A 21,004-nucleotide genomic window follows, 5' to 3' on the forward strand; every position below is an offset into this window, starting at 1 on the left:
ATTGGCTTGCATTAAGTATTCACCTATCCAACTAAAAACGGAATAATCCTGCCCCTCCAGAACAAATCCAGCTAAACCGTAAATCCCCTAACGTATCCACCGTCATCCTTACCCGTCTACAAACGAAAACCAACTAATACACCCGATTAGTTGGTTTCCATAAACACTCTATCCTTTTGTCACTTCGATTAGCTCACCATATGCTCCAAACGGATTTTATCCGCAATCATTGCAATAAACTCGCTATTTGTCGGCTTACTCTTCAAATGATGCACTGTATAGCCGAACGTCTTCGAAATCAAATCGTAATTTCCACGGTTCCATGCCACTTCAATCGCATGACGAATTGCACGTTCCACACGGGATGGTGTCGTATTATACTTTTTCGCAATATCCGGGTACAGAATCTTCGTGACCGATCCAAGCAACTCTACATCACTATACACCATCTGAATTCCTTCGCGTAAAAACGCATAGCCTTTAATATGAGCTGGCACGCCGATTTCTTTAATCATCGACGTAATTGCCGTATCGAGTACTTTCTGAGTAACGACACCTGTCTGTTGGGCTGATTCCTGCACGACAAACGAAGGCATAGTATTTTTCGGTTTCCCAGCTGCTTTAAAGATTTGTCCGATCAAACGGTCGAATTCAAACGGCTTCAACATGAAGTACGAAGCACCAAGATTTGCAGCTTGTGACATGACGTTTTCCTGTCCGAAAGCCGTCAACATCATGATTTGCATATCCCCCATTTTATTCGTTTCATTCAGCGTCTCCAGTACCCCAATACCATCCAGATGCGGCATAATAATATCCAACAATAAAATATCCGGTCGCTCTTCTTCTAACATCGTTAAGCATACTTGCCCATTATTCGCTGTCCAAATTACTTCTATTTCGTCGTGCTTTTCAAAATAAGACATCATCGTTTTCACAAGTTCTTTATTATCGTCAGCAATTGCTACTTTCACATTTTCCATTACCCATTCCCCCTGATATAAAATCGGTCATCCATTTCTTTCTCCCGCTGTTTCTCTCCTATTATCGTAAGTCATCTAAATGGCAAATTCTACATTTACTTAAATTTTCACGCAAAATGATACTTCTGAACGATGCTTTCTACCTATTTCGACTTTATTCTCTTTTCTTTACATCGAACACATATACGAAAAAAAGCAGCCTGTGCATTTTAGGCACAGGCTACTTTTTCACTTCTCATTCGTTCTCATCGTTTTTAGGAACAGCGCGGCCCCTTTTTCCGGCTCGTCCACGAACATATGCGTAATAGCACCGACAAACTTACCATTTTGGATCACAGGACTCCCACTCATGCCTTGCAAGATCCCGCCTGTCTTGCTCAGCAGTTTCTGGTCAGTCAATAGGATGTGGAATTGTTCTTCTTCTATCTTCGTTATTTGGATGGTGAATTTCTCTACAGTCGAACCTTCTACCGTAGTGTAAATTTCTGCAGGGCCGATCATCAATTCAAACGGTTGCATAATTTCAAGGGGTTCAGCCAACACTTTATTATTAGCCTTTTTCCAATGACCAAATATTCCATAGACATTATTGATTTGAATATTTCCAAGCAAATTATTCTGATCAATAATGGAAGAAATTTTGTAACCCGGAATTCCTGGAGAGCTCTTCTTGATCTGGCTGATTTCAGATAAATAAATCGCGCCTTTTTCAAAAGACGGAGCAGACTGTAACGTACTATCAATAATCTGGTGCCCCAGCGCACCATACGTGCCACTTTCCGGGTCGACATACGTCAACGTCCCCGTACCTTCCGTTCGATCCTTCAGAAAGGGTGTGACGCGCTTAATGAGCGACCGATCTGCTTCAATGGTTTCGTTCTTCCCATTACGCAAAACGTCGAGTATCATCGTAGCGCTATCTTTTTGTAAAGCCCGTTCAAAATGAACAAGTTGCTTCGTATCCGTACCGTTCAATTGGCGAATTATATCGCCTTTTTTTAGCCATTCCTGCTGACTCACCTTGACGTCACTCGTGACATAAATCCCACTCAAATCCATTTGGATACCAATGGAGTCACCCATCGGTATGAGCGTTTCTTCATTTGCTAATGAAATTCCAGGCACTAGGCAGAGCATCAGGACGAGCGCTAAGAGCGTTTTGAAAGATTTATTCCATCCCATGTTTCACCTCCTCAACGAAAGATACCTTTGGTATGTCCTTTCGAAGAGAAAGTATGAAAGGGTAAAATAAACAGTGCCCATTCCTGGGGGAAACGTTATGATTTCAAGCTTTATTTACGGAATTCTTGTTTACGTTGATCGGCTAGAACCAAAAGTTCTTCAGCATGCTGAAGCGTCAATGTGGTAATTTCTGCACCAGAAAGCATACGAGATAATTCCTCGGTACGTTCTGTTTTCATCACATCATGAATCGCTGTAGTTGTTCGTCCATCATGCACTTCTTTTTTAATGAGATAATGATGATCTGCCATTGCAGCCACTTGCGGTAAATGCGAAATACATAACACTTGCGAATGACTGGAGATCATGGAAATTTTTTCCGCGATGGATTGCGCTACGCGTCCACTGACTCCGGTATCCACTTCATCAAAAATAATCGATGTGACACCTTGATGTTGAGAAAAAATTGTTTTCAACGCCAGCATCATTCGTGATAATTCGCCACCAGACGCCACTCGTACCAATGGTTTAAGCGGTTCGCCCAAGTTGGTTGAAATCGTAAATACTACTTCATCAAATCCATTAGCGTCAAATTGACGAGGTTGTTTTTGCTGAATTTGTACTTTAAATGTAGCTTTTTCCATATATAACTGTTTTAACTGCTCTTCAATCCCTTTTTCGAGAGACAGTGCCTCTTTTTTACGGATAATCGATAATTCATTCGCTTCTATTTCAAGATCTTCTACGTATTGTGCCAATAATTCTTGGTTTTGATGCAATCTTTCGTCACGATTGACAAGTTGATCGAGCGCATCAGCAATTTTATCTCGATAAATTAAAATATCTTCAAGTGATTTGCCATATTTTCGTTTCAACGTCAAAAATAATGCTAATCGATCTTCGACGAACTCCAATCGATCCGGCTGGAATTCCATACCATCGATCATCCTTTTTAAATCATGCGAAACATCTTGAAGCGCATAAAATGAAGAGTTAACCGTTTCAGACATCGTTTTAAGATCTTCATCAATTGAAGCAGCTTCTTCAAGATCACTCATTGAATTGCCAACCCAATCGAGTCCATGCGACTCTAAAGACAATGCTTCATAAGACGTATTCAAGCGATCAAATAGCCGATTAAAATGTTGGAGCTTTACGAGTTCAGACTCCAACTCCTCTTCTTCACCGATCATCAAATTCGCTGCATCGATTTCTTCTAATTGGAATTTGTATAAATCAATTTTCTGGGCAATTTGCTGTTCATCTTGTGTTTTAGCCGCAATGAGTTGCTGGAGTTTTTTATATTTATCATATAACTCGGTATATGTTGACATCGCACGTTCAATTGGCTCGCCAATAAAAAAATCTAGCAAATGAATATGACGTTTTTCATTCATTAATTCTTGGTTTTCATGCTGTCCGTGAATATCAATCAGCATAGCGCCAATCTCACGCAATATAGCAATTGTCACGAGTTTACCATTGACGCGACAAACAGATTTTCCACTGGCACTTATATCCCGGCGTAAAATCACAATACCTTCTTCGGTATCAATGCCAAATTCCGTCAACTTCTCCGTTACATTTTCAATATTTTTATCAATCGTGAAAAGTCCTTGAAGTTCAGCCTTTTTTGCACCATGGCGAATAAATTCCTGTGAGCCTCGTCCGCCAGCGAGCAGCTGGACAGCGTCAATAATAATGGACTTCCCAGCACCCGTTTCACCAGTCAGCACCGTTAGACCGTCGTCAAATGTGATTTCAAGTTGTTCAATAATAGCAAAGTTTTTAATCGAAAGTTCGCTTAACAAAGAAATCCTCACCTCGCTTATAGCATTGATAATAATTTATCTTTTACGTATTCTGTCTGAGATTCTTCACGACAAATGATCAAACATGTATCGTCGCCGCAAATCGTTCCTAGCATTTCATCCCAGTCCAAGTTATCGACAAGTGATCCAACCGCCTGCGCATTACCCGGAAGCGTTTTCAACATGATAAAATGACTGGCACTATCGATGCCCACAAACGCGTCTTCAAGCATACGCTTCAATTTCTCTTCCGTATTATAGCGATGGATAGGAGGTAGACTGTATTTATAATTGCCTGAAGGTGAAGGCACTTTAATCAAGTGCATTTCTTTAATATCACGTGAAACCGTAGCCTGTGTGACATCGGCACCCGCAGCTTTTAGACTTTCGACTAGCTGATCTTGCGTTTCTATTTCACGGTTCGTAATAATCTCTCTAATACGTAAATGTCGTTGTCCTTTATTCAATTTTATTCACTCCGATTCTGTTGAGTCCATAAACAAAATTATACTAATCATCTAAAAAACGCGCAACTCATTGCGCGTTATGTTAAATCATTATGTGCCTGTTTGATTAATTGCTTGAAATCTTCCGTTGTAAAATCGGTGACCGCGTCGTCTTCGGCTACTAAATAATACAAGAACTCAATATTGCCTTCTCCACCTGTGACAGGCGAGTACGTAGCACCTTTAACGGAAAATCCTTCCACCACTGCCATCGCAGCAATTTTTTCCAACACTTCTAGATGGATCGCTGGATCGCGGACAATTCCTTTTTTACCCACTTTATCTTTACCCGCTTCAAATTGAGGCTTCACTAGTGCCACCACTTGACCACCGGGTACGATAATGTTCTTTAGTGCAGGTAAAATCAATGATAATGAAATGAATGAAACGTCAATTGTAGCGACTTCCGGTAACCCTTCTGTAAACAAATCAACAGTCGCATGACGGAAATTCTGTCGCTCCATCACCGTTACTTGTTCGTGCTGACGGATTTTCCAAGCAAGTTGGTTATACCCAACATCCAGTGCGTAACAATGTTTCGCACCGTTTTGCAGTGCACAATCCGTGAAGCCACCCGTAGAAGCCCCAATATCAAGAACCATCTTTTCTTTCACAGAAATAGGAAAAGACTCTAACGCCTTTTCCAATTTCAAGCCACCACGACTTACGTATTTAATCGCAGGTCCTTTTACAGTTAACGGGGCATCAACCGCAATTTTCTCCCCTGCTTTTTCAATTCTTGCTGTATCAGAATAAACGAGTCCCGCCATGATGGATCGTTTCGCTTGTTCACGGGATTCTGTTAATCCACGCTCTACTAGCAATAAATCCACTCGCTCTTTTTTTATAGATGTACTCATACTTTCGCTCTTTCCGTTGCTTGTTGAATAGCCGCTGCTGTAACTTCAGCTACGTGATCGGGTGTCATATGGATTTCAACAAGTAATTTATCGACACTACCGTGTTCAACGAATTCATCTGGAATACCGATTCTTTCGAAGATCGTTCCCGTATGACCCACTTGTTCTGCATATTCCAACACGCCACTACCGAATCCTCCAGCAAGTACAGCTTCTTCGATTGTAATGATTGGTTTACCTTTAGCAAATAGCTCATCCAGTAAATCGGTATCCATTGGCTTAATGAAACGCGCATTGACAATCGCCACATTTTTACCTTGTAACTTCAATTGTTCAGCAGCCGAGAACGCCATTGGAATTGTCGTACCGAATGTTAAGATCGTTGCATCTTCACCTTCTTGCAACACTTCCCATGTACCAATTGGAATGGTATGAAGTTGTTCATCCATTGGAACACCATACCCATTGCCACGTGGAAAACGAAGTGCAATCGGACCTTCATCATAATCGATAGCTGTCTTCACCATATGTTGGCCTTCATTCTCATCTTTCGGCATCATAATGACCAAGTTCGGCAAATGTCGCAAGAATGCAATATCAAACACACCGTGATGTGTTTCTCCATCTGCTCCAACAAGTCCTGAACGGTCAATACCAATAAAGACATTAAGCTTCTGACGCGTAATATCATGCAACATTTGATCGTATGCACGTTGTAGGAATGTCGAATAAATCGCAAGGAATGGCTTCATTCCAGTAGCCGCAAGTCCCGCAGCCATAGTCGTCGCATGTTGTTCCGCAATCCCTACATCGAAAAATCGATCTGGGAATTCCGCTGCGAATGATTCAAGTTTCGACCCTACAGGCATAGCAGGCGTAATCGCGACAATACGTCGGTCTTCTCTCGCAAGCTTACGCACCGTTTCCGAAACTAAAGCACTCCAAGCAGGGCCGTTTACAGGGGATTTCACAAAATCTCCTGTTTCGATCTTATAAGGTCCCGTACCATGCCATGTACCAATTTTATCTAACTCGGCAGGGCTATAGCCTTTCCCTTTTTTCGTAATCACATGAAGTAATACCGGTCCTTCCATCTTCTTTGCGTATTGAAGAGAACGTTCCAATTCCACAAAGTCATGGCCGTCAATCGGTCCTAAATACGTGAATCCAAGCTCCTCAAAGAAGACCCCGTTCACTACTAAATATTTCAAACTGTCTTTCACACGTTCCGCCGCCGTTGCGACTCTACCGCCTACTGCTGGGATTTTACGCAATAAGAATTCCAGTTCGTCTTTCACGTTATTATACTTACCAGCCGTACGTAATTTCCCGAGAATCGAGTGCAAAGCGCCAACATTCGGTGCGATAGACATTTCATTGTCATTTAGAATAACCGTGAGATTTGTCTTCTCGTGTCCAATATGGTTCAAAGCTTCAAGTGCCATGCCGCCCGTTAATGCACCATCACCAATGATCGGGATGACAAAACTTTTTTCCTTTTTAATATCTCGTGCAACAGCCATTCCCATAGCCGCCGACAAAGATGTCGAACTATGGCCGGTTTCCCATACGTCATGTATGCTCTCCGCCATCTTCGGAAATCCGCTCAATCCTTTATATTTTCTAAGAGTATCAAACTCGCCAGCTCGGCCTGTGAGAATTTTATGGACATATGACTGATGTCCTACATCCCATAAAAATTTGTCGGTTGGACTGTCGAATATTTTATGCAACGCAATCGTTAATTCGACAACACCCAGGTTCGGTCCGATATGCCCGCCAGTTACCGATAAATTTTCAATTAGAAAATGACGAATATCTGCCGCCAGTGATTCCAACTGTTCTTTATCGAGCTCTTTTATAAAAGATGGATTGGTAATCTTTGTTAGATCCATCATGATCACACACCTTCATCAAGTAAGTAGGTCTTTCTATTCGTACGTTCGCACTATCTCTTGTTCAGTAGTCCAAGTAGTTGCTGTTTGTTTTCTACATTATAACAGTAACAACGTGCGACACAAATATAACGGTCCCAAATTACATATTTCGCTCAATAATGTAATCTGCTAACAACTGCAACATAGACTCCCCTAAGCCAATGGAGTGCAACGCATGTAAAGCTTCCTCATGACGTGCTTTTAATTGCTCGCGAGCCCCGTCTAACCCGAGCAATGAAGGGTACGTCGACTTTTCGCTTGAAGTATCGCTGTTTGCTGGTTTACCGAGTTGCTCGGTAGTTGCTGTTACATCCAAAATGTCGTCCTGGATTTGGAATGCCAACCCAATGTTTCGAGAAAATCGGCGAAGTTGCTCGCGCTGTTCATCAGTAGCCTGTGCTAGCACAGCACCCGCTTCAATACAGTATGAGAGTAATGCGCCCGTTTTATGAATATGGACTTCTTCCAATTCTGCTAGAGGCAATAATTGATGTTCACCTTTCATATCAAGGACTTGTCCCTTGACCATCCCTTGTGCACCCGAAGCTTTCGCCAGTAATCCAACGAGTTCAATCGCTGCTGCCGGTGGTGTTTCTCGAAGATCTGCGAGCGCTTGGAATGCCATTGCCTGCATCGCATCTCCAGAAAGCGTCGCCACATCTTCGCCGTACACTTTATGGTTAGTAGGTTTCCCTCTTCTAAAATCATCATCATCCATGCAAGGTAGATCGTCATGGATCAATGAATATGTATGTATCAATTCGACAGAAGACGCGACTTTTACTGCATCTGCCGAATCTTTTTTCATATCAAATAAAACGGCCATGACTAGCAACGGACGAATCCGTTTGCCGCCCGCTTCTACGGAATACATCATAGATTCGTGTAAAACGTCTGGAATATCAGACTTCGCCAGTTGGTTCGTCAATTCGCGTTCAATTTCAGGAATCATTTCATCGACAAACGCTTGTAATTTTTCATTCATTCGACTCACCTGCTGTTGGATCAAATGAGGATTCGTTACCCTCTTGATCAATCATACGAATCAATTGTTTCTCTGCATTCTGCAATTTCTTCTGACAATAGGCTGAAAGCTCCATCCCTTGTTTATACAACGTGATCGTATCATCCAAAGGCGCTTCTCCAGCCTCCAACTTCTGTACAATTTCTTCTAACTGGTGCATTGCCTGCTCGAATTGCATATTTTTATCTTCTGCCATCCTTACTCGACCTCCTTTGGAATGATTCCTTCTACTATAGTGGAAATAGATCCGTCTGCTAATTGAAGCGTTACTTGATCTCCGCTGGCTACATCGTTTATAGATTTAATCACTTCATGATCTTTATAACCGATTGAAAATCCTCTTTCCATTACTTGTAACGGGTTCAAGGCTTGCATCATGCGCATCAGTGCAACAAACTGTTGCTGACGCTGTTTAATCGTGTGTTCCGCAGCACGACTTAAACGCATTTCGAGTTGTTTCGTCTGTTGCTGTTCAAGCTGTATACGTCGAATCGGTGTGTAGTACTGAAAACCTGCATATAAACGATCGAAGTTCATCCGTTTTCCCTGAACGACTGCTTCACTGCTACGTTGCAAACGATCTTCAAGATTATCGAGCTTCTCGATGAACGGCCGATATAATCGTTCCGGATATTGCAGCGGATAGGCGGCTTGAGCCGTTTCTAAACGCTTATTCAACTGTTTAATTAAAGTCTGTACCGCTAAATAAATCGAGCGCTGTTGATTTTTTAGATGTTGGAATAATTGAAGCTGATCGGGCACCGCCATTTCTGCTGCTGCAGTTGGCGTCGGTGCACGTAAATCCGACACAAAGTCCGCTATTGTCGTATCGGTTTCATGTCCGACTGCACTGATGATCGGAATCCGGCTTGAGAAGATTGCACGTGCAACGTCTTCTTCATTAAATGCCCACAGATCTTCAATGGAACCCCCACCTCGGCCAACAATCAATACATCGACATTCGCCATTTCATTCGCTTGTTCAATCGCTTTGACAATCGAAGGAACAGCTGTACGACCTTGCACGAGAGCAGGAAACAGGTACATCTCCGCCATCGGAAAGCGTCGGTTAATTGTCGAATACATATCACGTAGCGCAGCACCTGATTCAGCTGTGATAAGGCCGATTCGTTGTGGTACTTGCGGAATAGGTTGCTTGAATCTTTCTTCAAACAATCCTTCTTGCTGAAGCTTCTTTTTCAACTGTTCAAAAGCTAGATACAGCGCCCCGATACCATCCGGCTCCATGGTTTGTACATAGAGTTGGTACGATCCTGCCGTTTCAAACACCGTCACATCGCCTGTGATCAGTACATTCATACCGTTTTCAGGTTTAAATTGAAGTGTGTTGGAACGAGAACGGAACATGGCCGCCTGAATTCTCGTCTTATCGTCTTTCAATGTAAAATAAATATGGCCAGACGGATGTAGCTTAACGTTCGACAATTCACCTTTTACATAGACGTTACGTAAATGTGGATCTGCGTCAAATTTACGTTTAACATATTTCGTTAGCGCTTGAACGGTTAAAAAAGTTAGATTGGACATGTTTCCGTCACCTGCCCTTTTATGTATAGAGAGGCGCTCATGAAGAGCGTCTCTCGTGTAGAATTACTTATTTTGCGTACGTGCTTTTAATTTATTCTCCGCACTTTCGACGGTGTTTTTCAATAGCATCGTAATCGTCATCGGACCTACTCCACCTGGTACCGGTGTAATAGCGCTCGCTTGCTTCTCCGCTGATTCATAATCAACATCTCCACATAGCTTACCGTTTTCATCACGGTTCATACCAACGTCAATAACCACTGCGCCTTCTTTAATGTAATCACCTGTAATGAATTTAGCCATACCGATGGCAACAATTAAAATATCCGCTTGTAACGTAAATTTCTTCAAATCTTCCGTGCGAGAGTGACAATACGTCACCGTTGCATCTTTTTGCAATAGAAGTTGTCCCATCGGTTTCCCAACGATATTACTTCTACCAATAATCACCGCGTGCTTGCCCGCGATCTCTACATTGGAACGCTCAAGCAGTTGCATAATGCCATATGGTGTACATGGCAAGAAAGTTTCTTGACCGATCAGCATTTTCCCTACATTCATCGGATGGAAACCATCGACATCTTTTTCGGGACTGATCGCGCGAATGACTTTGTTTTCATCAATATGCTTCGGCAACGGCAATTGCACCAAAATACCATCAATCGTATCGTCTTGGTTGAGTTTTTCCACTTCAGCCAACAGTTCTTCTTCTGACACGGTGTCGGGCAATTTAGTGAGCACAGATTTCATACCCGCTTCCTTGCTGGATTTCTCTTTATTTCTCACGTAAGTTTCAGATGCTGAATTTTCCCCAACTAAAATAACAGCCAGTCCAGGTTGAACCCCTTGTGCGACCAAAGAAGCGACTTCTTCTTTTAATTCGTTCCGGATTTCCTGCCCTATTGCTTTTCCATCAATTTTTTTACTAGACATGATTTTCCCACCAAACTTTTTTATTTGTACTGAAAGTTTATCGAGCTCAAGCTTGCTACTAGTAGTGACGGTTTCGGTTATTGGAATTTAGAAAGTACCCCATTAACAAAACGGCCTGACTTTTCGTCACCAAACGTCTTGCATAGCTCAATCGCTTCGTTCATGATGACTCGATTCGGAACTTCTTCATTATGAAGGAGTTCATAGACAGCCAATCGTAACACTGTTCTTTCGATCTTCGGCAATCTGTCGATGGTCCAGTTTTCCAATTTATTTGTGATTTCACTGTCGATTTCTGTCAAATGTTCCGCTGTACCTCGAACTAGTTGTTCGTAGAATGAATCCAGTGGTGTTTCCACGATATACCCTATCGCTTCGTCCACGTTCATCTCACTATTGTCCAGCTGAAACAGTGTTTGAATTGCTTTTTCACGTGCTTCTCGTCGTTTCATAATCGTTATCTCCTCTACCGCTCATCTTCAAAACCTAATGATATCACAAAACGCAGGAAAAGAACTAGTGGAATCAAGCGATTTTATGTCACCAGTTTTCATTTTTGGTCAAGATGTTCATAAATAGTTGAGTAAGGGATAGCTGATAACGATGGATGCACCGTTGATCAACATTTCAGATGGACACTTCCGGATGTGAATTCCCACTTACGACCAACGATTTGTTGGAGTTTTAAGTGTAAGTTGCGGATGAAGAGCGAGGACTGAAGTCAGTATCGCTCATTCATTCATCAAAGCGCTCATAGTTGATGCGTATCCGCTCTATCATCACCATCAACTGCTCTATCAGATTCCGCAACCGCTCATAACTTTGCGCCAACCGATCTATCATCGCTTGTAACCGCTCAATGCCCACCGACCCTCTATTAGTCTCACCATGTTTCTCCAACTCACACATCAAAAAAACTGAAGACAAACCTACTAGGAGGTCTGTCTTCAGTTATACTATCATTCACTAAGATTCGTTCAGTCCTCGAAATGAATGCCTGTTATGTGGACATTCACTTCATGTGTATGAAGCGAAGTCATATTCAAAATAGCTTGGCGAATTTCGTTTTGAATCTTCGCCGCAATCGTAGGGATGGAATGGCCATACTCGATAATGCAATACACATCGATTTTTAGTCCTTCGTCTGCCCATTCGGTTTTTACACCTTTTCCGTACATCACTTTACCCAACTTCTCCGCAACACCTGACGCGAAATTCCCTTGGGTAGCAATCACTCCACTTACTTCTGACGTGGCGATGCCAATGATGACTTCGAGTACTTCAGGTGCGAGCTGGACTCGTCCGAGTTCAGCATCTCCAGACGGTGTCATTCCGACAAACGAGGCATTTGTTTTATCAGCCATTACACTTCTCCTCCAATTATTTCATGACGTCGTACTTTTCTAAAAACTTTGTATCAAAATCGCCAGACTGGAATATTTCGTGATCCATTAAGTTCGCGTGGAAAGGAATCGTTGTATGGACGCCTTCAACTACGAACTCATCTAGTGCACGCTTCATCCGAGCGACCGCTTGCTCACGCGTATCCGCATGAACGATCAGCTTTGCGACCATTGAGTCGTAAAACGGTGGGATCGTATAGCCCGGGTACACTGCTGAGTCAACACGTACGCCAAAGCCGCCTGGAGGTAGATACATAGTTACTTTACCGGGTGATGGCATGAAATTCTTTTCAGGATTTTCTGCGTTGATCCGGCATTCAATAGACCAGCCATTGAATGTAATATCTTCTTGTTTAAACGCTAATTCTTCGCCTGAAGCTACTTTTAGCTGTTGTTGAATCAAATCGATTCCTGTGATCATTTCTGTTACAGGATGTTCCACTTGAATTCGTGTATTCATTTCCATGAAATAGAACTTTTGATTGATATGATCAAAAATAAATTCTACAGTACCTGCACCGCGATAGTTACAAGCTTTAGCCGCTTTAACAGCCGCTTCACCCATTTCCGCGCGTAGTTCAGGGCTCAACGCAGGAGATGGAGCTTCCTCGACAAGCTTTTGCATACGGCGTTGGATAGAACAGTCACGCTCACCTAAGTGAATCGCGTTGCCATATTTATCAGCCAATACTTGTACTTCTACGTGACGGAATACTTCGATATACTTCTCGATATAGACGCCTGGATTACCGAATGCCGCAGCCGCTTCTTTTTGTGTGATTTTAACGCCTTTAACTAGCTCGTCTTCATCACGTGCTACACGAATTCCTTTACCGCCACCACCGGCTGTTGCTTTGATGATCACGGGGAATCCAAGTTCATTCGCAATTTTGAGTGCATGGTCCGCGTCATCCACTATGCCATCAGAACCAGGAACGATCGGAACTCCTGCAGATGCCATTGTATTACGTGCAACATCTTTTGTACCCATTTTAGAAATAGCTTCCGCTGTAGGGCCGATAAATTCGATATTTACTTCTTCACAAAGTTCCGCGAAGCTCGCGTTCTCTGCAAGGAAACCATAACCAGGATGGATCCCGTCACAGTCAGTTGCTTTTGCCGCACTGATGACGTTTGAGAAATTCAAATAACTTTCAGTTGATAGACGCGGTCCGATACAAACTGATTCGTCTGCCAGTTGAACGTGTAGCGCTTCAGCATCAGCTTCAGAATAAACAGCTACTGTTTTAATACCCATTTCTTTACACGCACGAATAATCCGCACGGCAATTTCTCCACGATTTGCAATTAATACTTTTTTCATTAGATACTCCCCCTTAGTTTTCTCTAACAAGGAATAAAGGCTGTCCGTATTCCACAAGTTGACCGTCTTGCACTAAGATTTCAACGATTTCACCATTTACTTCTGATTCGATTTCGTTGAATAATTTCATTGCTTCTACGATACAAACGATGGATTCAGCTGTTACTTTATCACCTTTTTTAACGAATGCTTCTGCGTCAGGTGATGAAGCTTGATAGTATGTTCCAACCATAGGGGATGTGATTTTGTGTAGTGTTTCATCAGTTGCTACTTCAGCTGCCGGAGCTTCTGGTGCTACTGTTGGAGTAGGAGCTGCTACCGCTACAGGTGCTGCTGGAGCTTGAACTGGAGCAGGTGCTGCTTGTGGTGTTTGAGGTGCTTCTGTAACCGTTGTCACGGCTTGTCCGCCACTTTTCTCTAGTTTAATCTTCCCTCCATCTGATTCCAATGAGAACTTCTGGATGGATGATTGATCAATAAGCTTAATAATTTCTCGAATTTCTTGAATTTTCAACATATCTGATTCTCCTAACTAAATTTTCTTGCTATCGTATACTATGATAGTCGTTTTATTGTAAATTTGGAATAGCAAAGACACAAATTATTCTATTATTCTTGAAAAACACGCATTAGTTGCAAATTTTATGACAAATTATTCAAATAAACGCCAATGTGTTATCCGCAAGTATTATAAGGTTGACTAATACACGTGAAATACGACTTAAACCATACAGCTCTTAAATTTTTTAATTTTTCTATGTAAAAAAAGGAAGCCACTTGGACTTCCTTTCTGTCATTATTCTTTTGTCTCTGCAAAATCTACTTTAACTGTTTGCGCGCCATCCCAACTCGACATAACATACTGTGTAATTTCATCCGCCATTTTCGGTGAATGGCTTTCGTTTGATAATACTGTTACGTTGACTCGGTCACCATCTCCGCGTACAAATACTTCAGGGTAACCAAGAGCTGCAATTTGCATCTCCATTAACGCTTCTGTAGAACTTACTTTTCGTAAATCCGCAATTTCATTAAATATTTCATTTTTCTCTTCAGCGGAGAAATCAGAAGAAGTCATTTTCTCTGTCAACTGTTGCACTGTCTCGCTGCGTTCATTACGTACTTCCATACGCATATCCTGGAAAATATACGATTCAGCAAAGACCGGCTTCACTTCCTCCGACTTGCCTTCCTTTTCGAGTAGATTCGTTGCGTCCTTTGTTTCTTTCGTGAAGATCGCAATTCCGTCAAACGGCATTGGCGCTTCCTTCTTCACGTAGTAGATTGAAATCACTGCGACTAGACTGAGTAATGTTAAAAACCAAACTGTTCGTTTATTGGCTTTCATGTTGATTCCCCCTTTTCTTCATTTCCACGATGACGATACGATGTTCAGGCAATTGTAGGACGTTGGCTAGGAGTTGCGAAAGCCCGTTTCGTACAGCCGGATCTTCTGCCCCTTCCGCTACGACGAGTAAGCCTTGCAAAGGTGATTGGCTTTTCACAGCGGATGAAGCGGAGAAATAATTAGCTAACGGGCTTTCCTCTTCCTTTTCATCGTAATGAAAATACACCTTCACATTCCCTAGTCCTTCCATTTGTTCAAGTGTTTCTTCAAGTGTTGACAGCATGCGCTTCTCTTCTTTTTTCTGTTTCTCCCCTCCTACATTCGCCGTACTGGTGATGTATAAAACGCTAACCACCATAACCATCAAACCGATCATGATCAATCGGGGTTTCCCTGTGGGCTTTTCCAAGTTTCATCACCATCTCAACGTGAATTAACTAAAATGAATTCTACATTTGCATAATATGTAGCGTCACAGTAACTTATGACTTGCGAATTGTAGAATATATTGCAAGATCCATATTCCAATCGCCACTTTACACAAAGGAATCATCATTCTTTCCATCTCACGGCTCGCCAGCAACTGAATAATTAGCGCAAGGACTACCAAGTTTGCCAGCCCCACTAAAAATACTTCCATCCACTGACCTCATTTCCCGAGCGTCATCAGTTTAATGAACATCACAATGAAAATCGTTGTATAGATGAAAGCGAATGTCAGTAAAAATGAAATGGCGCATAACACAAACAATGTACGACCGATATCGTCCAATAAACCGCATACTTCCCTTTGCGAAAACGGTTCGATGATTGCTGCGGTCCATCTAAATAAAAAAGCAATACATAGAATCCTAACCGCCGGCAATAGCGCTATCGTCCAGATCGATACGAGCAGCCAAACACTCATGTAAGCCGTGGCGCCTGAAGAGTAACGGCCGATTGATCCGAGCGTATCCGTCAACAATGAACCAATGACAGGAATATTATTCTTGATCAGCTCTTTCAGTGGCTCATTCAAAGCTCCATTCATCGTCCAGGACAACGCACCACCTGCTGTGATGAAAATCGAATACGCTGCAACCATGGCAGAAACAAGCGCAAGCAATGACGTACGCAATAAATCTGCCATTTTCGTGAAAGCAATTTCCGGCACCAATCGCGTAAAGATATCGAACAACAGCGCCGTCAATAACACCGGCAACAGGAACTTGTCTGCAAAAACGACTGCTCCTTGCGCAAATAACAGCATAGCGGGTTGGAAATTCAAGACGCCGAACGTTGCACCGGAAGCCAAAATCATCGCGGCAATTAGCGGATACATACCAAGGAATAAAGAAGCTATCGTATGCGTGATAACTTGAATCTGCTCGAAACTTTCTCTAGCCGGTTCAATCAGCAACACTAAAATGAGGATGAGCAACAGAAACCTCGTCCACTTTTGAAACGCCGGAAGAAAGAAATCGACAAGTGAAGCAATGAGCAACATAATGAGCAACAAGAAAAATGGTCCGATAATACCTGCGATACTTTCCTGCAGAAAATTCAGCATAGATGTCTCGTCCATTCATTTTTGTTAGGATTCGTTCACCAGGGAATGAACGCGTGAATCGTCTCGATCAATTGCGTGATATACGGCAGCCACAATGTCATGATGACTACTTTCATAGTGGTCTGAAACAGCTGCCCGAATGCCCCGTACCCCTCATCTTTCATTTGAAGCGACAGAACCTCCGCTACATAATACAGACCTGCACTCACCACTAGCAGCGTCGCATAAGGCGACGGTAACTTTTCCGTCAGTGCTAACAACGTCGAACCGAATGGTACAAGGACCGTAAATAATACATATACCGTGACAAGTAAGAATAGCGCGGTATAGAGAATGGGATGCAGGGCGGGTGCAGCAAATGAAAGCAGAAGCAGCAAGAGATACACGACAAATAATTGAAAGAGAATCGCCATTTACATCGCCATGGATAGCCAGCTAAAGAATTCCGTGATCTCCGTGAAGAATATTCTGAGGAACATCAACAATTCGATCGAGATATACAGATAGGCTAAGAAAAATAGGAAAAACGAGAAATCCTTCTTGCCTGTTTGCTCGAAGAACACGTGAAGTACCCCAATCACCAATCCGACGCCGGCGATGCGCAATAAATCATTCAGTTCCATCCCGCTACGCCTCCTCCATAGTCCACTCTATGAAGTATGCTTGTTAGATATGCAAAAGTTTAAAAGTATAAGCGGCATTGTTGATTGAAAGAGATAAGGCGGAGTTTTTGTTGGGGTTGGGATTTGCGCTTCGGAGGGGATGCTTTCCTAGAGGGCTTGCAGTGAGCGAACCACTCACATTGAACTAATATTTATTAAAGATTTAGTTCTTGAACTCATTTCCACGCAAAAAAGGATGCCCCATTTCTGGGGCATCCTTGTTACGTATTTACTTACGCGCGGGAAACGTATTCCGCTTCTTCTGTATTGATGACCAACATATCTCCTTGGTTAACGAAGAATGGCACCTGTACGACAACGCCAGTTTCCATCTTAGCTGGCTTAGAACCGCCACTCGCTGTGTCACCTTTGATTCCAGGCTCTGTTTCAGCTACTTCAAGTGTAACTGTTACTGGCAAGTCAACTCCAAGTACTTCTTCTTTATACGTGATGACGTGAACTTCCATGTTTTCTTTCAAGAACTTTAGTTCATATTCAAGTTGCTTTTCAGAAAGTTCGATTTGCTCGTATGATTCATTATCCATGAATACGTGCATATCTCCGTCCGCATATAAATACTGCATTTTACGGTTGTCAATCTGTGCTCTTGCTACTTTTTCTCCCGCACGGAAAGTCTTTTCGTTCACGTTACCTGAGCGAAGATTACGCAGTTTCGAACGAACGAATGCTGCACCTTTACCTGGCTTTACGTGTTGGAAATCCATTACGCGCCAAATGTCACCATCAACTTCAATTGTTAATCCTGTACGAAATTCGTTTACTGAAATCATTCGTATTCCTCCATTTTTAACCGATTATAAAATAAGCAGTTCTTTAGTAGACTTTGTCAAACGTTCATTACCTGTTTCTGTGATCAGTATATCATCTTCGATCCGCACGCCGCCAATACCAGGAAGATAGATTCCCGGTTCCACTGTTACCGCCATATTCGGAACAAGCACCGTTTCTGAGCGGAACGATAAGGCCGGAGCTTCATGAACTTCCATACCAATCCCATGACCGGTTGAATGTCCGAATGCGTCTCCATATCCTTTGGACTTGATATAATCGCGTGTAATTGCGTCGGCTTCGATACCTGTCATGCCTGGCTTGATTTGTTCTACACCTAGTTCTTGAGCGCGTAACGTGACTTCATAAATTTCACGAAGTTTAGCAGAAGGCTCACCGATCGCAACAGTTCTCGTAATATCAGAGATATACCCATTATAGAGGGCACCGTAATCCATTGTAACTAAATCACCAGTCTCAATCACTTTATCAGATGCTACCCCATGTGGTAAAGCCCCTCTTTCACCAGAAGCGACAATTATGTCAAATGAGGAGGAAGTCGCGCCTTGTTTGCGCATGAAGAATTCCAATTCGTTGGCGATTTCTAACTCGGTTTTACCTGCTTGGATGACCGAACAAATATAGACGAAAGCCGCATCCGCAATCGCTGCCGCTTGCTTCAACACCTCGATTTCTTCTGGTGTCTTAATTATACGTAGTTTCTCTATTAGACCAGCAACCGGTACTAGTTTGGCTTGGACATGTTTGTTATACACTTCAAACTGGCCGTAGCTGAGATCTTCTTTTTCGAAGCCAAGTGTATCAATCTTCATTTCTTTCACTTGATTCGCGACTTCCTGAATCATTGTGCCCGTATGCTGGACAATGCGATAGCCTGAGAGTTGATCATTAGCTTGGGCTACATAACGGAAATCCGTAATAAATACTGCATCATCTTGCGAAACAATGGCAGTCCCCGCAGATCCCGTAAAGTTCGTCATATAGCGACGATTGTAAGGGTTTGTAATGACTACTGCATCGAGTTGCTGTTCTTTTAATAATTTTCTTAATTGCTCTATTTTCAAGATTGTCTCTCCTCTCGTTGTAACAAAAACGCTTGGAAGGCGAGATCGTAGCCCGCTGTTCCAAAACCGCAAATCTGTCCTGCCGCTACAGGCGCAATGACAGACGTGTGTCGGAACTCTTCGCGAGTATGTATATTGGAGATATGGACTTCAATTACCGGAACAGAAATAGAAGCGATGGCGTCACGAAGCGCAATGCTATAGTGTGTAAATGCACCTGGATTGAAGATGATGCCAGCAATTTCTCGGTCTCCTGCATCATGAATCTTATTGATAAGCTCGCCTTCTATATTGGATTGAAAACATGAAAGCGTAATATCCGATTCATTTGCTAGACGCTGAATACGACCTTCAATATCCGCAAGTGTTTCTGCCCCGTAAATATCTGGTTCTCTTTTGCCCAACCGGTTCAAATTTGGACCATTTAACAGTAACAGCTCCATTAAATCCCCTCCCACTCATTTTTCTTCCCTATTTTAGCACAATGAGTTAGCGGGACATACTAAAACTGTTCTAGCCTATTGTTTTTTTCATATAGACAGACGTCCCAATGACGAAACGGAAAATCATTGCAAACAGACAAGCAAACGGTATCGATATTTTCTTAATAAATTGTGTCATGGTTAAATCTGCTTTGACGTGGATCATCCATTCAATGAAGATAATGACAATGATTGTCACGATCAATGAAGAAAGAGTGGGCGGAATCTTACAAGTCAATCGCGCAATAAAGTACAGGATAAAGAATAGTAAAAAGCAAATGACACCTAATAACACCCACTTGAGCCAACCAGGAAAAGTCGTAAACATATGGAATTTTTTCGTCCAGCCGATTGGCGACCACTTGATAAATTTAAATACGTGTAGAAATTTCAGTGAAATGATAGATAGTACCGCAGCCATAATAGCTGTCCAAACATGTGTTGAAGTAATTTTCATGACAATACCTCCCATTCCAGTGTCGGGATAATTACACATTTTTAAACATCTCAATGGTGCATTTCCACTTTTTTTAGTACAATGGAAATATCGTTTCTTACGACAGAAAGCGTGGGTATGGTATGAGTCAACAGAAAACTCCTCCAGCATACGGAGGTCAAGCACTTATAGAAGGTGTAATGTTCGGTGGAAAGAAAGATACGGTGACAGCAATTCGCCGTAAAGATGATACGATCGAGTACTACCACGTACCGAGAGAATCACATCCTGTACGCACTAAATTAAAAAAGATTCCATTAATTCGTGGTATTGTCGCGTTAATTGAATCGGCTGGTAATGGTTCTAAGCATTTGACGTTTGCGAGTGATCGCTACGACGTGATGCCTGGTGAAGAAGAGGAACATGCCAAAGAAGAAGAAACGTCAAAGCTTGTGATGGTCCTTGGCGTGGCGGCAGTCGGAGTATTATCGTTTATCTTCGGTAAATTCGTCTTTACACTCGTTCCCGTTTTCTTAGCAGAGTTATTCCAATCTGTAGCACCTAGTAAAACGGCGCAAATTATGATCGAAAGCTTCTTTAAACTATTCTTGTTACTCATTTATATTGGATTAATTTCTATGACACCGCTAATCAAGCGGGTATTCCAATATCACGGTGCAGAGCATAAAGTCATCAATAACTATGAAAGTAATATGGAAATGACAGTAGAAAACGTACAATCACAATCTCGATTGCACTATCGCTGTGGGAGTAGTTTCATTTTGTTCACGGTCATTGTCGGGATGTTTATTTACTTCTTAGTTCCAACCGATCCACTTTGGTTGCGCGTTCTGAATCGGATCTTATTGATTCCGGTAGTGCTCGGCGTGTCCTTTGAAGTATTACAACTGACGAACGCAGTGCGCAACGTACCGGTTCTTCGTTATCTAGGCTACCCTGGACTTTGGTTACAATTACTAACAACAAAAGAGCCGGACGACAAGCAAGTAGAAGTTGCCATTGCTTCTTTCGAAAAATTACTGGAAGTGGAAGAACATGGAGTAGGTGTGTTGAATCCTCAAATGGCGGTAGAAACAGAAGAAACGAATGAGGCGAAACCTCTACTTTCATAAGATAAAACA

Annotated in this window: 25 protein-coding genes; 1 reads left to right on the forward strand and 24 read right to left on the reverse strand. The window is 42.4% G+C overall.

Annotated features, from left to right (window positions below):
- Positions 1–188 precede the first annotated feature (188 nt).
- The 24 genes from spo0A to CSV64_RS02945 all read right to left on the reverse strand — a co-directional run bounded on the left by spo0A (position 189) and on the right by CSV64_RS02945 (position 19,883).
- Positions 189–983, reverse strand: a complete 795-nt coding sequence (gene spo0A, locus CSV64_RS02835; protein WP_099633535.1) for a sporulation transcription factor Spo0A — start codon at positions 981–983, stop codon at positions 189–191.
- Between the two features lie 228 nt (positions 984–1,211).
- Positions 1,212–2,165 (reverse strand): SpoIVB peptidase S55 domain-containing protein, encoded by a 954-nt coding sequence (locus tag CSV64_RS02840; RefSeq protein WP_099633536.1) that lies wholly within the window; start codon positions 2,163–2,165, stop codon positions 1,212–1,214.
- Between the two features lie 110 nt (positions 2,166–2,275).
- Positions 2,276–3,976, reverse strand: a complete 1,701-nt coding sequence (gene recN / locus CSV64_RS02845) for a DNA repair protein RecN (RefSeq protein ID WP_099633537.1) — start codon at positions 3,974–3,976, stop codon at positions 2,276–2,278.
- Between the two features lie 17 nt (positions 3,977–3,993).
- Positions 3,994–4,443 (reverse strand): transcriptional regulator AhrC/ArgR, encoded by a 450-nt coding sequence (gene ahrC, locus CSV64_RS02850; RefSeq protein ID WP_099633538.1) that lies wholly within the window; start codon positions 4,441–4,443, stop codon positions 3,994–3,996.
- Between the two features lie 77 nt (positions 4,444–4,520).
- Entirely contained in the window at positions 4,521–5,342 is an 822-nt protein-coding gene (locus CSV64_RS02855; RefSeq protein ID WP_099633539.1) for a TlyA family RNA methyltransferase, read from the reverse strand.
- Positions 5,339–7,237 carry a 1-deoxy-D-xylulose-5-phosphate synthase gene (gene dxs / locus CSV64_RS02860; RefSeq protein WP_099633608.1) on the reverse strand — a complete coding sequence of 633 codons (1,899 nt, stop codon included), beginning with the start codon at positions 7,235–7,237 and terminating at the stop codon, positions 5,339–5,341. Before dxs ends, CSV64_RS02855 begins: the two co-directional genes overlap by 4 nt.
- Positions 7,238–7,379: 142 nt before the next feature.
- Positions 7,380–8,264 (reverse strand): polyprenyl synthetase family protein, encoded by an 885-nt coding sequence (locus CSV64_RS02865; protein ID WP_099633540.1) that lies wholly within the window; start codon positions 8,262–8,264, stop codon positions 7,380–7,382.
- Complete coding sequence (locus CSV64_RS02870) at positions 8,257–8,499, reverse strand: exodeoxyribonuclease VII small subunit (protein WP_099633541.1); 243 nt, start codon at positions 8,497–8,499, stop codon at positions 8,257–8,259. Before CSV64_RS02870 ends, CSV64_RS02865 begins: the two co-directional genes overlap by 8 nt.
- Positions 8,500–8,501: 2 nt before the next feature.
- Positions 8,502–9,851, reverse strand: coding sequence for an exodeoxyribonuclease VII large subunit (gene xseA, locus CSV64_RS02875; protein WP_099633542.1), 1,350 nt, complete (start codon positions 9,849–9,851; stop codon positions 8,502–8,504).
- 63 nt (positions 9,852–9,914) lie between these two features.
- The gene (gene folD, locus CSV64_RS02880) at positions 9,915–10,784 is read right to left on the reverse strand and encodes a bifunctional methylenetetrahydrofolate dehydrogenase/methenyltetrahydrofolate cyclohydrolase FolD (protein ID WP_099633543.1); all 870 of its coding nucleotides are present in this window, start codon (positions 10,782–10,784) and stop codon (positions 9,915–9,917) included.
- A 77-nt stretch (positions 10,785–10,861) separates the two neighbouring features.
- Positions 10,862–11,236: a transcription antitermination factor NusB gene (gene nusB, locus CSV64_RS02885; protein ID WP_099633544.1), complete on the reverse strand. Its 375-nt coding sequence runs from the start codon at positions 11,234–11,236 to the stop codon at positions 10,862–10,864.
- A gap of 525 nt (positions 11,237–11,761) precedes the next feature.
- A complete protein-coding gene (locus tag CSV64_RS02890; RefSeq protein WP_099633545.1) occupies positions 11,762–12,148 on the reverse strand; it encodes an Asp23/Gls24 family envelope stress response protein in 387 nt (128 codons plus the stop codon).
- A 16-nt stretch (positions 12,149–12,164) separates the two neighbouring features.
- On the reverse strand, positions 12,165–13,511 hold the full coding sequence (gene accC / locus CSV64_RS02895) for an acetyl-CoA carboxylase biotin carboxylase subunit (RefSeq protein WP_099633546.1): 1,347 nt from the start codon (positions 13,509–13,511) through the stop codon (positions 12,165–12,167).
- A gap of 13 nt (positions 13,512–13,524) precedes the next feature.
- Positions 13,525–14,028 (reverse strand): acetyl-CoA carboxylase biotin carboxyl carrier protein, encoded by a 504-nt coding sequence (gene accB, locus CSV64_RS02900; RefSeq protein ID WP_099633547.1) that lies wholly within the window; start codon positions 14,026–14,028, stop codon positions 13,525–13,527.
- A gap of 279 nt (positions 14,029–14,307) precedes the next feature.
- On the reverse strand, positions 14,308–14,859 hold the full coding sequence (locus CSV64_RS02905) for a SpoIIIAH-like family protein (RefSeq protein ID WP_099633548.1): 552 nt from the start codon (positions 14,857–14,859) through the stop codon (positions 14,308–14,310).
- On the reverse strand, positions 14,846–15,241 hold the full coding sequence (locus tag CSV64_RS02910) for a hypothetical protein (RefSeq protein WP_099633549.1): 396 nt from the start codon (positions 15,239–15,241) through the stop codon (positions 14,846–14,848). Before CSV64_RS02910 ends, CSV64_RS02905 begins: the two co-directional genes overlap by 14 nt.
- Before the next feature lie 90 nt (positions 15,242–15,331).
- Positions 15,332–15,499: a hypothetical protein gene (locus CSV64_RS16585; RefSeq protein WP_158232130.1), complete on the reverse strand. Its 168-nt coding sequence runs from the start codon at positions 15,497–15,499 to the stop codon at positions 15,332–15,334.
- 9 nt (positions 15,500–15,508) lie between these two features.
- Positions 15,509–16,408, reverse strand: a complete 900-nt coding sequence (locus CSV64_RS02915; RefSeq protein WP_158232129.1) for a stage III sporulation protein AE — start codon at positions 16,406–16,408, stop codon at positions 15,509–15,511.
- A gap of 35 nt (positions 16,409–16,443) precedes the next feature.
- Positions 16,444–16,821 carry a stage III sporulation AC/AD family protein gene (locus tag CSV64_RS02920; protein WP_099633551.1) on the reverse strand — a complete coding sequence of 126 codons (378 nt, stop codon included), beginning with the start codon at positions 16,819–16,821 and terminating at the stop codon, positions 16,444–16,446.
- Positions 16,822–17,031: a stage III sporulation protein AC gene (locus CSV64_RS02925; RefSeq protein ID WP_099633552.1), complete on the reverse strand. Its 210-nt coding sequence runs from the start codon at positions 17,029–17,031 to the stop codon at positions 16,822–16,824.
- A gap of 272 nt (positions 17,032–17,303) precedes the next feature.
- Positions 17,304–17,861, reverse strand: a complete 558-nt coding sequence (gene efp, locus CSV64_RS02930) for an elongation factor P (RefSeq protein WP_099633553.1) — start codon at positions 17,859–17,861, stop codon at positions 17,304–17,306.
- Between the two features lie 24 nt (positions 17,862–17,885).
- Positions 17,886–18,947 carry a M24 family metallopeptidase gene (locus CSV64_RS02935; protein WP_199168403.1) on the reverse strand — a complete coding sequence of 354 codons (1,062 nt, stop codon included), beginning with the start codon at positions 18,945–18,947 and terminating at the stop codon, positions 17,886–17,888.
- Entirely contained in the window at positions 18,941–19,387 is a 447-nt protein-coding gene (aroQ, locus tag CSV64_RS02940) for a type II 3-dehydroquinate dehydratase (protein ID WP_099633555.1), read from the reverse strand. The genes CSV64_RS02935 and aroQ overlap by 7 nt, the downstream gene beginning before the upstream one ends.
- 70 nt (positions 19,388–19,457) lie before the next feature.
- Entirely contained in the window at positions 19,458–19,883 is a 426-nt protein-coding gene (locus CSV64_RS02945) for a hypothetical protein (RefSeq protein WP_099633556.1), read from the reverse strand.
- A gap of 122 nt (positions 19,884–20,005) precedes the next feature.
- Between CSV64_RS02945 and CSV64_RS02950 the strand changes: the two genes are divergently transcribed.
- Positions 20,006–20,995 (forward strand): DUF1385 domain-containing protein, encoded by a 990-nt coding sequence (locus tag CSV64_RS02950; protein ID WP_099633557.1) that lies wholly within the window; start codon positions 20,006–20,008, stop codon positions 20,993–20,995.
- The last annotated feature ends 9 nt before the right edge of the window (positions 20,996–21,004 follow it).

It is taken from the genome of Sporosarcina sp. P32b, assembly GCF_002743335.1.
In the GTDB taxonomy this organism is placed as follows: Bacteria; Bacillota; Bacilli; order Bacillales_A; family Planococcaceae; genus Sporosarcina.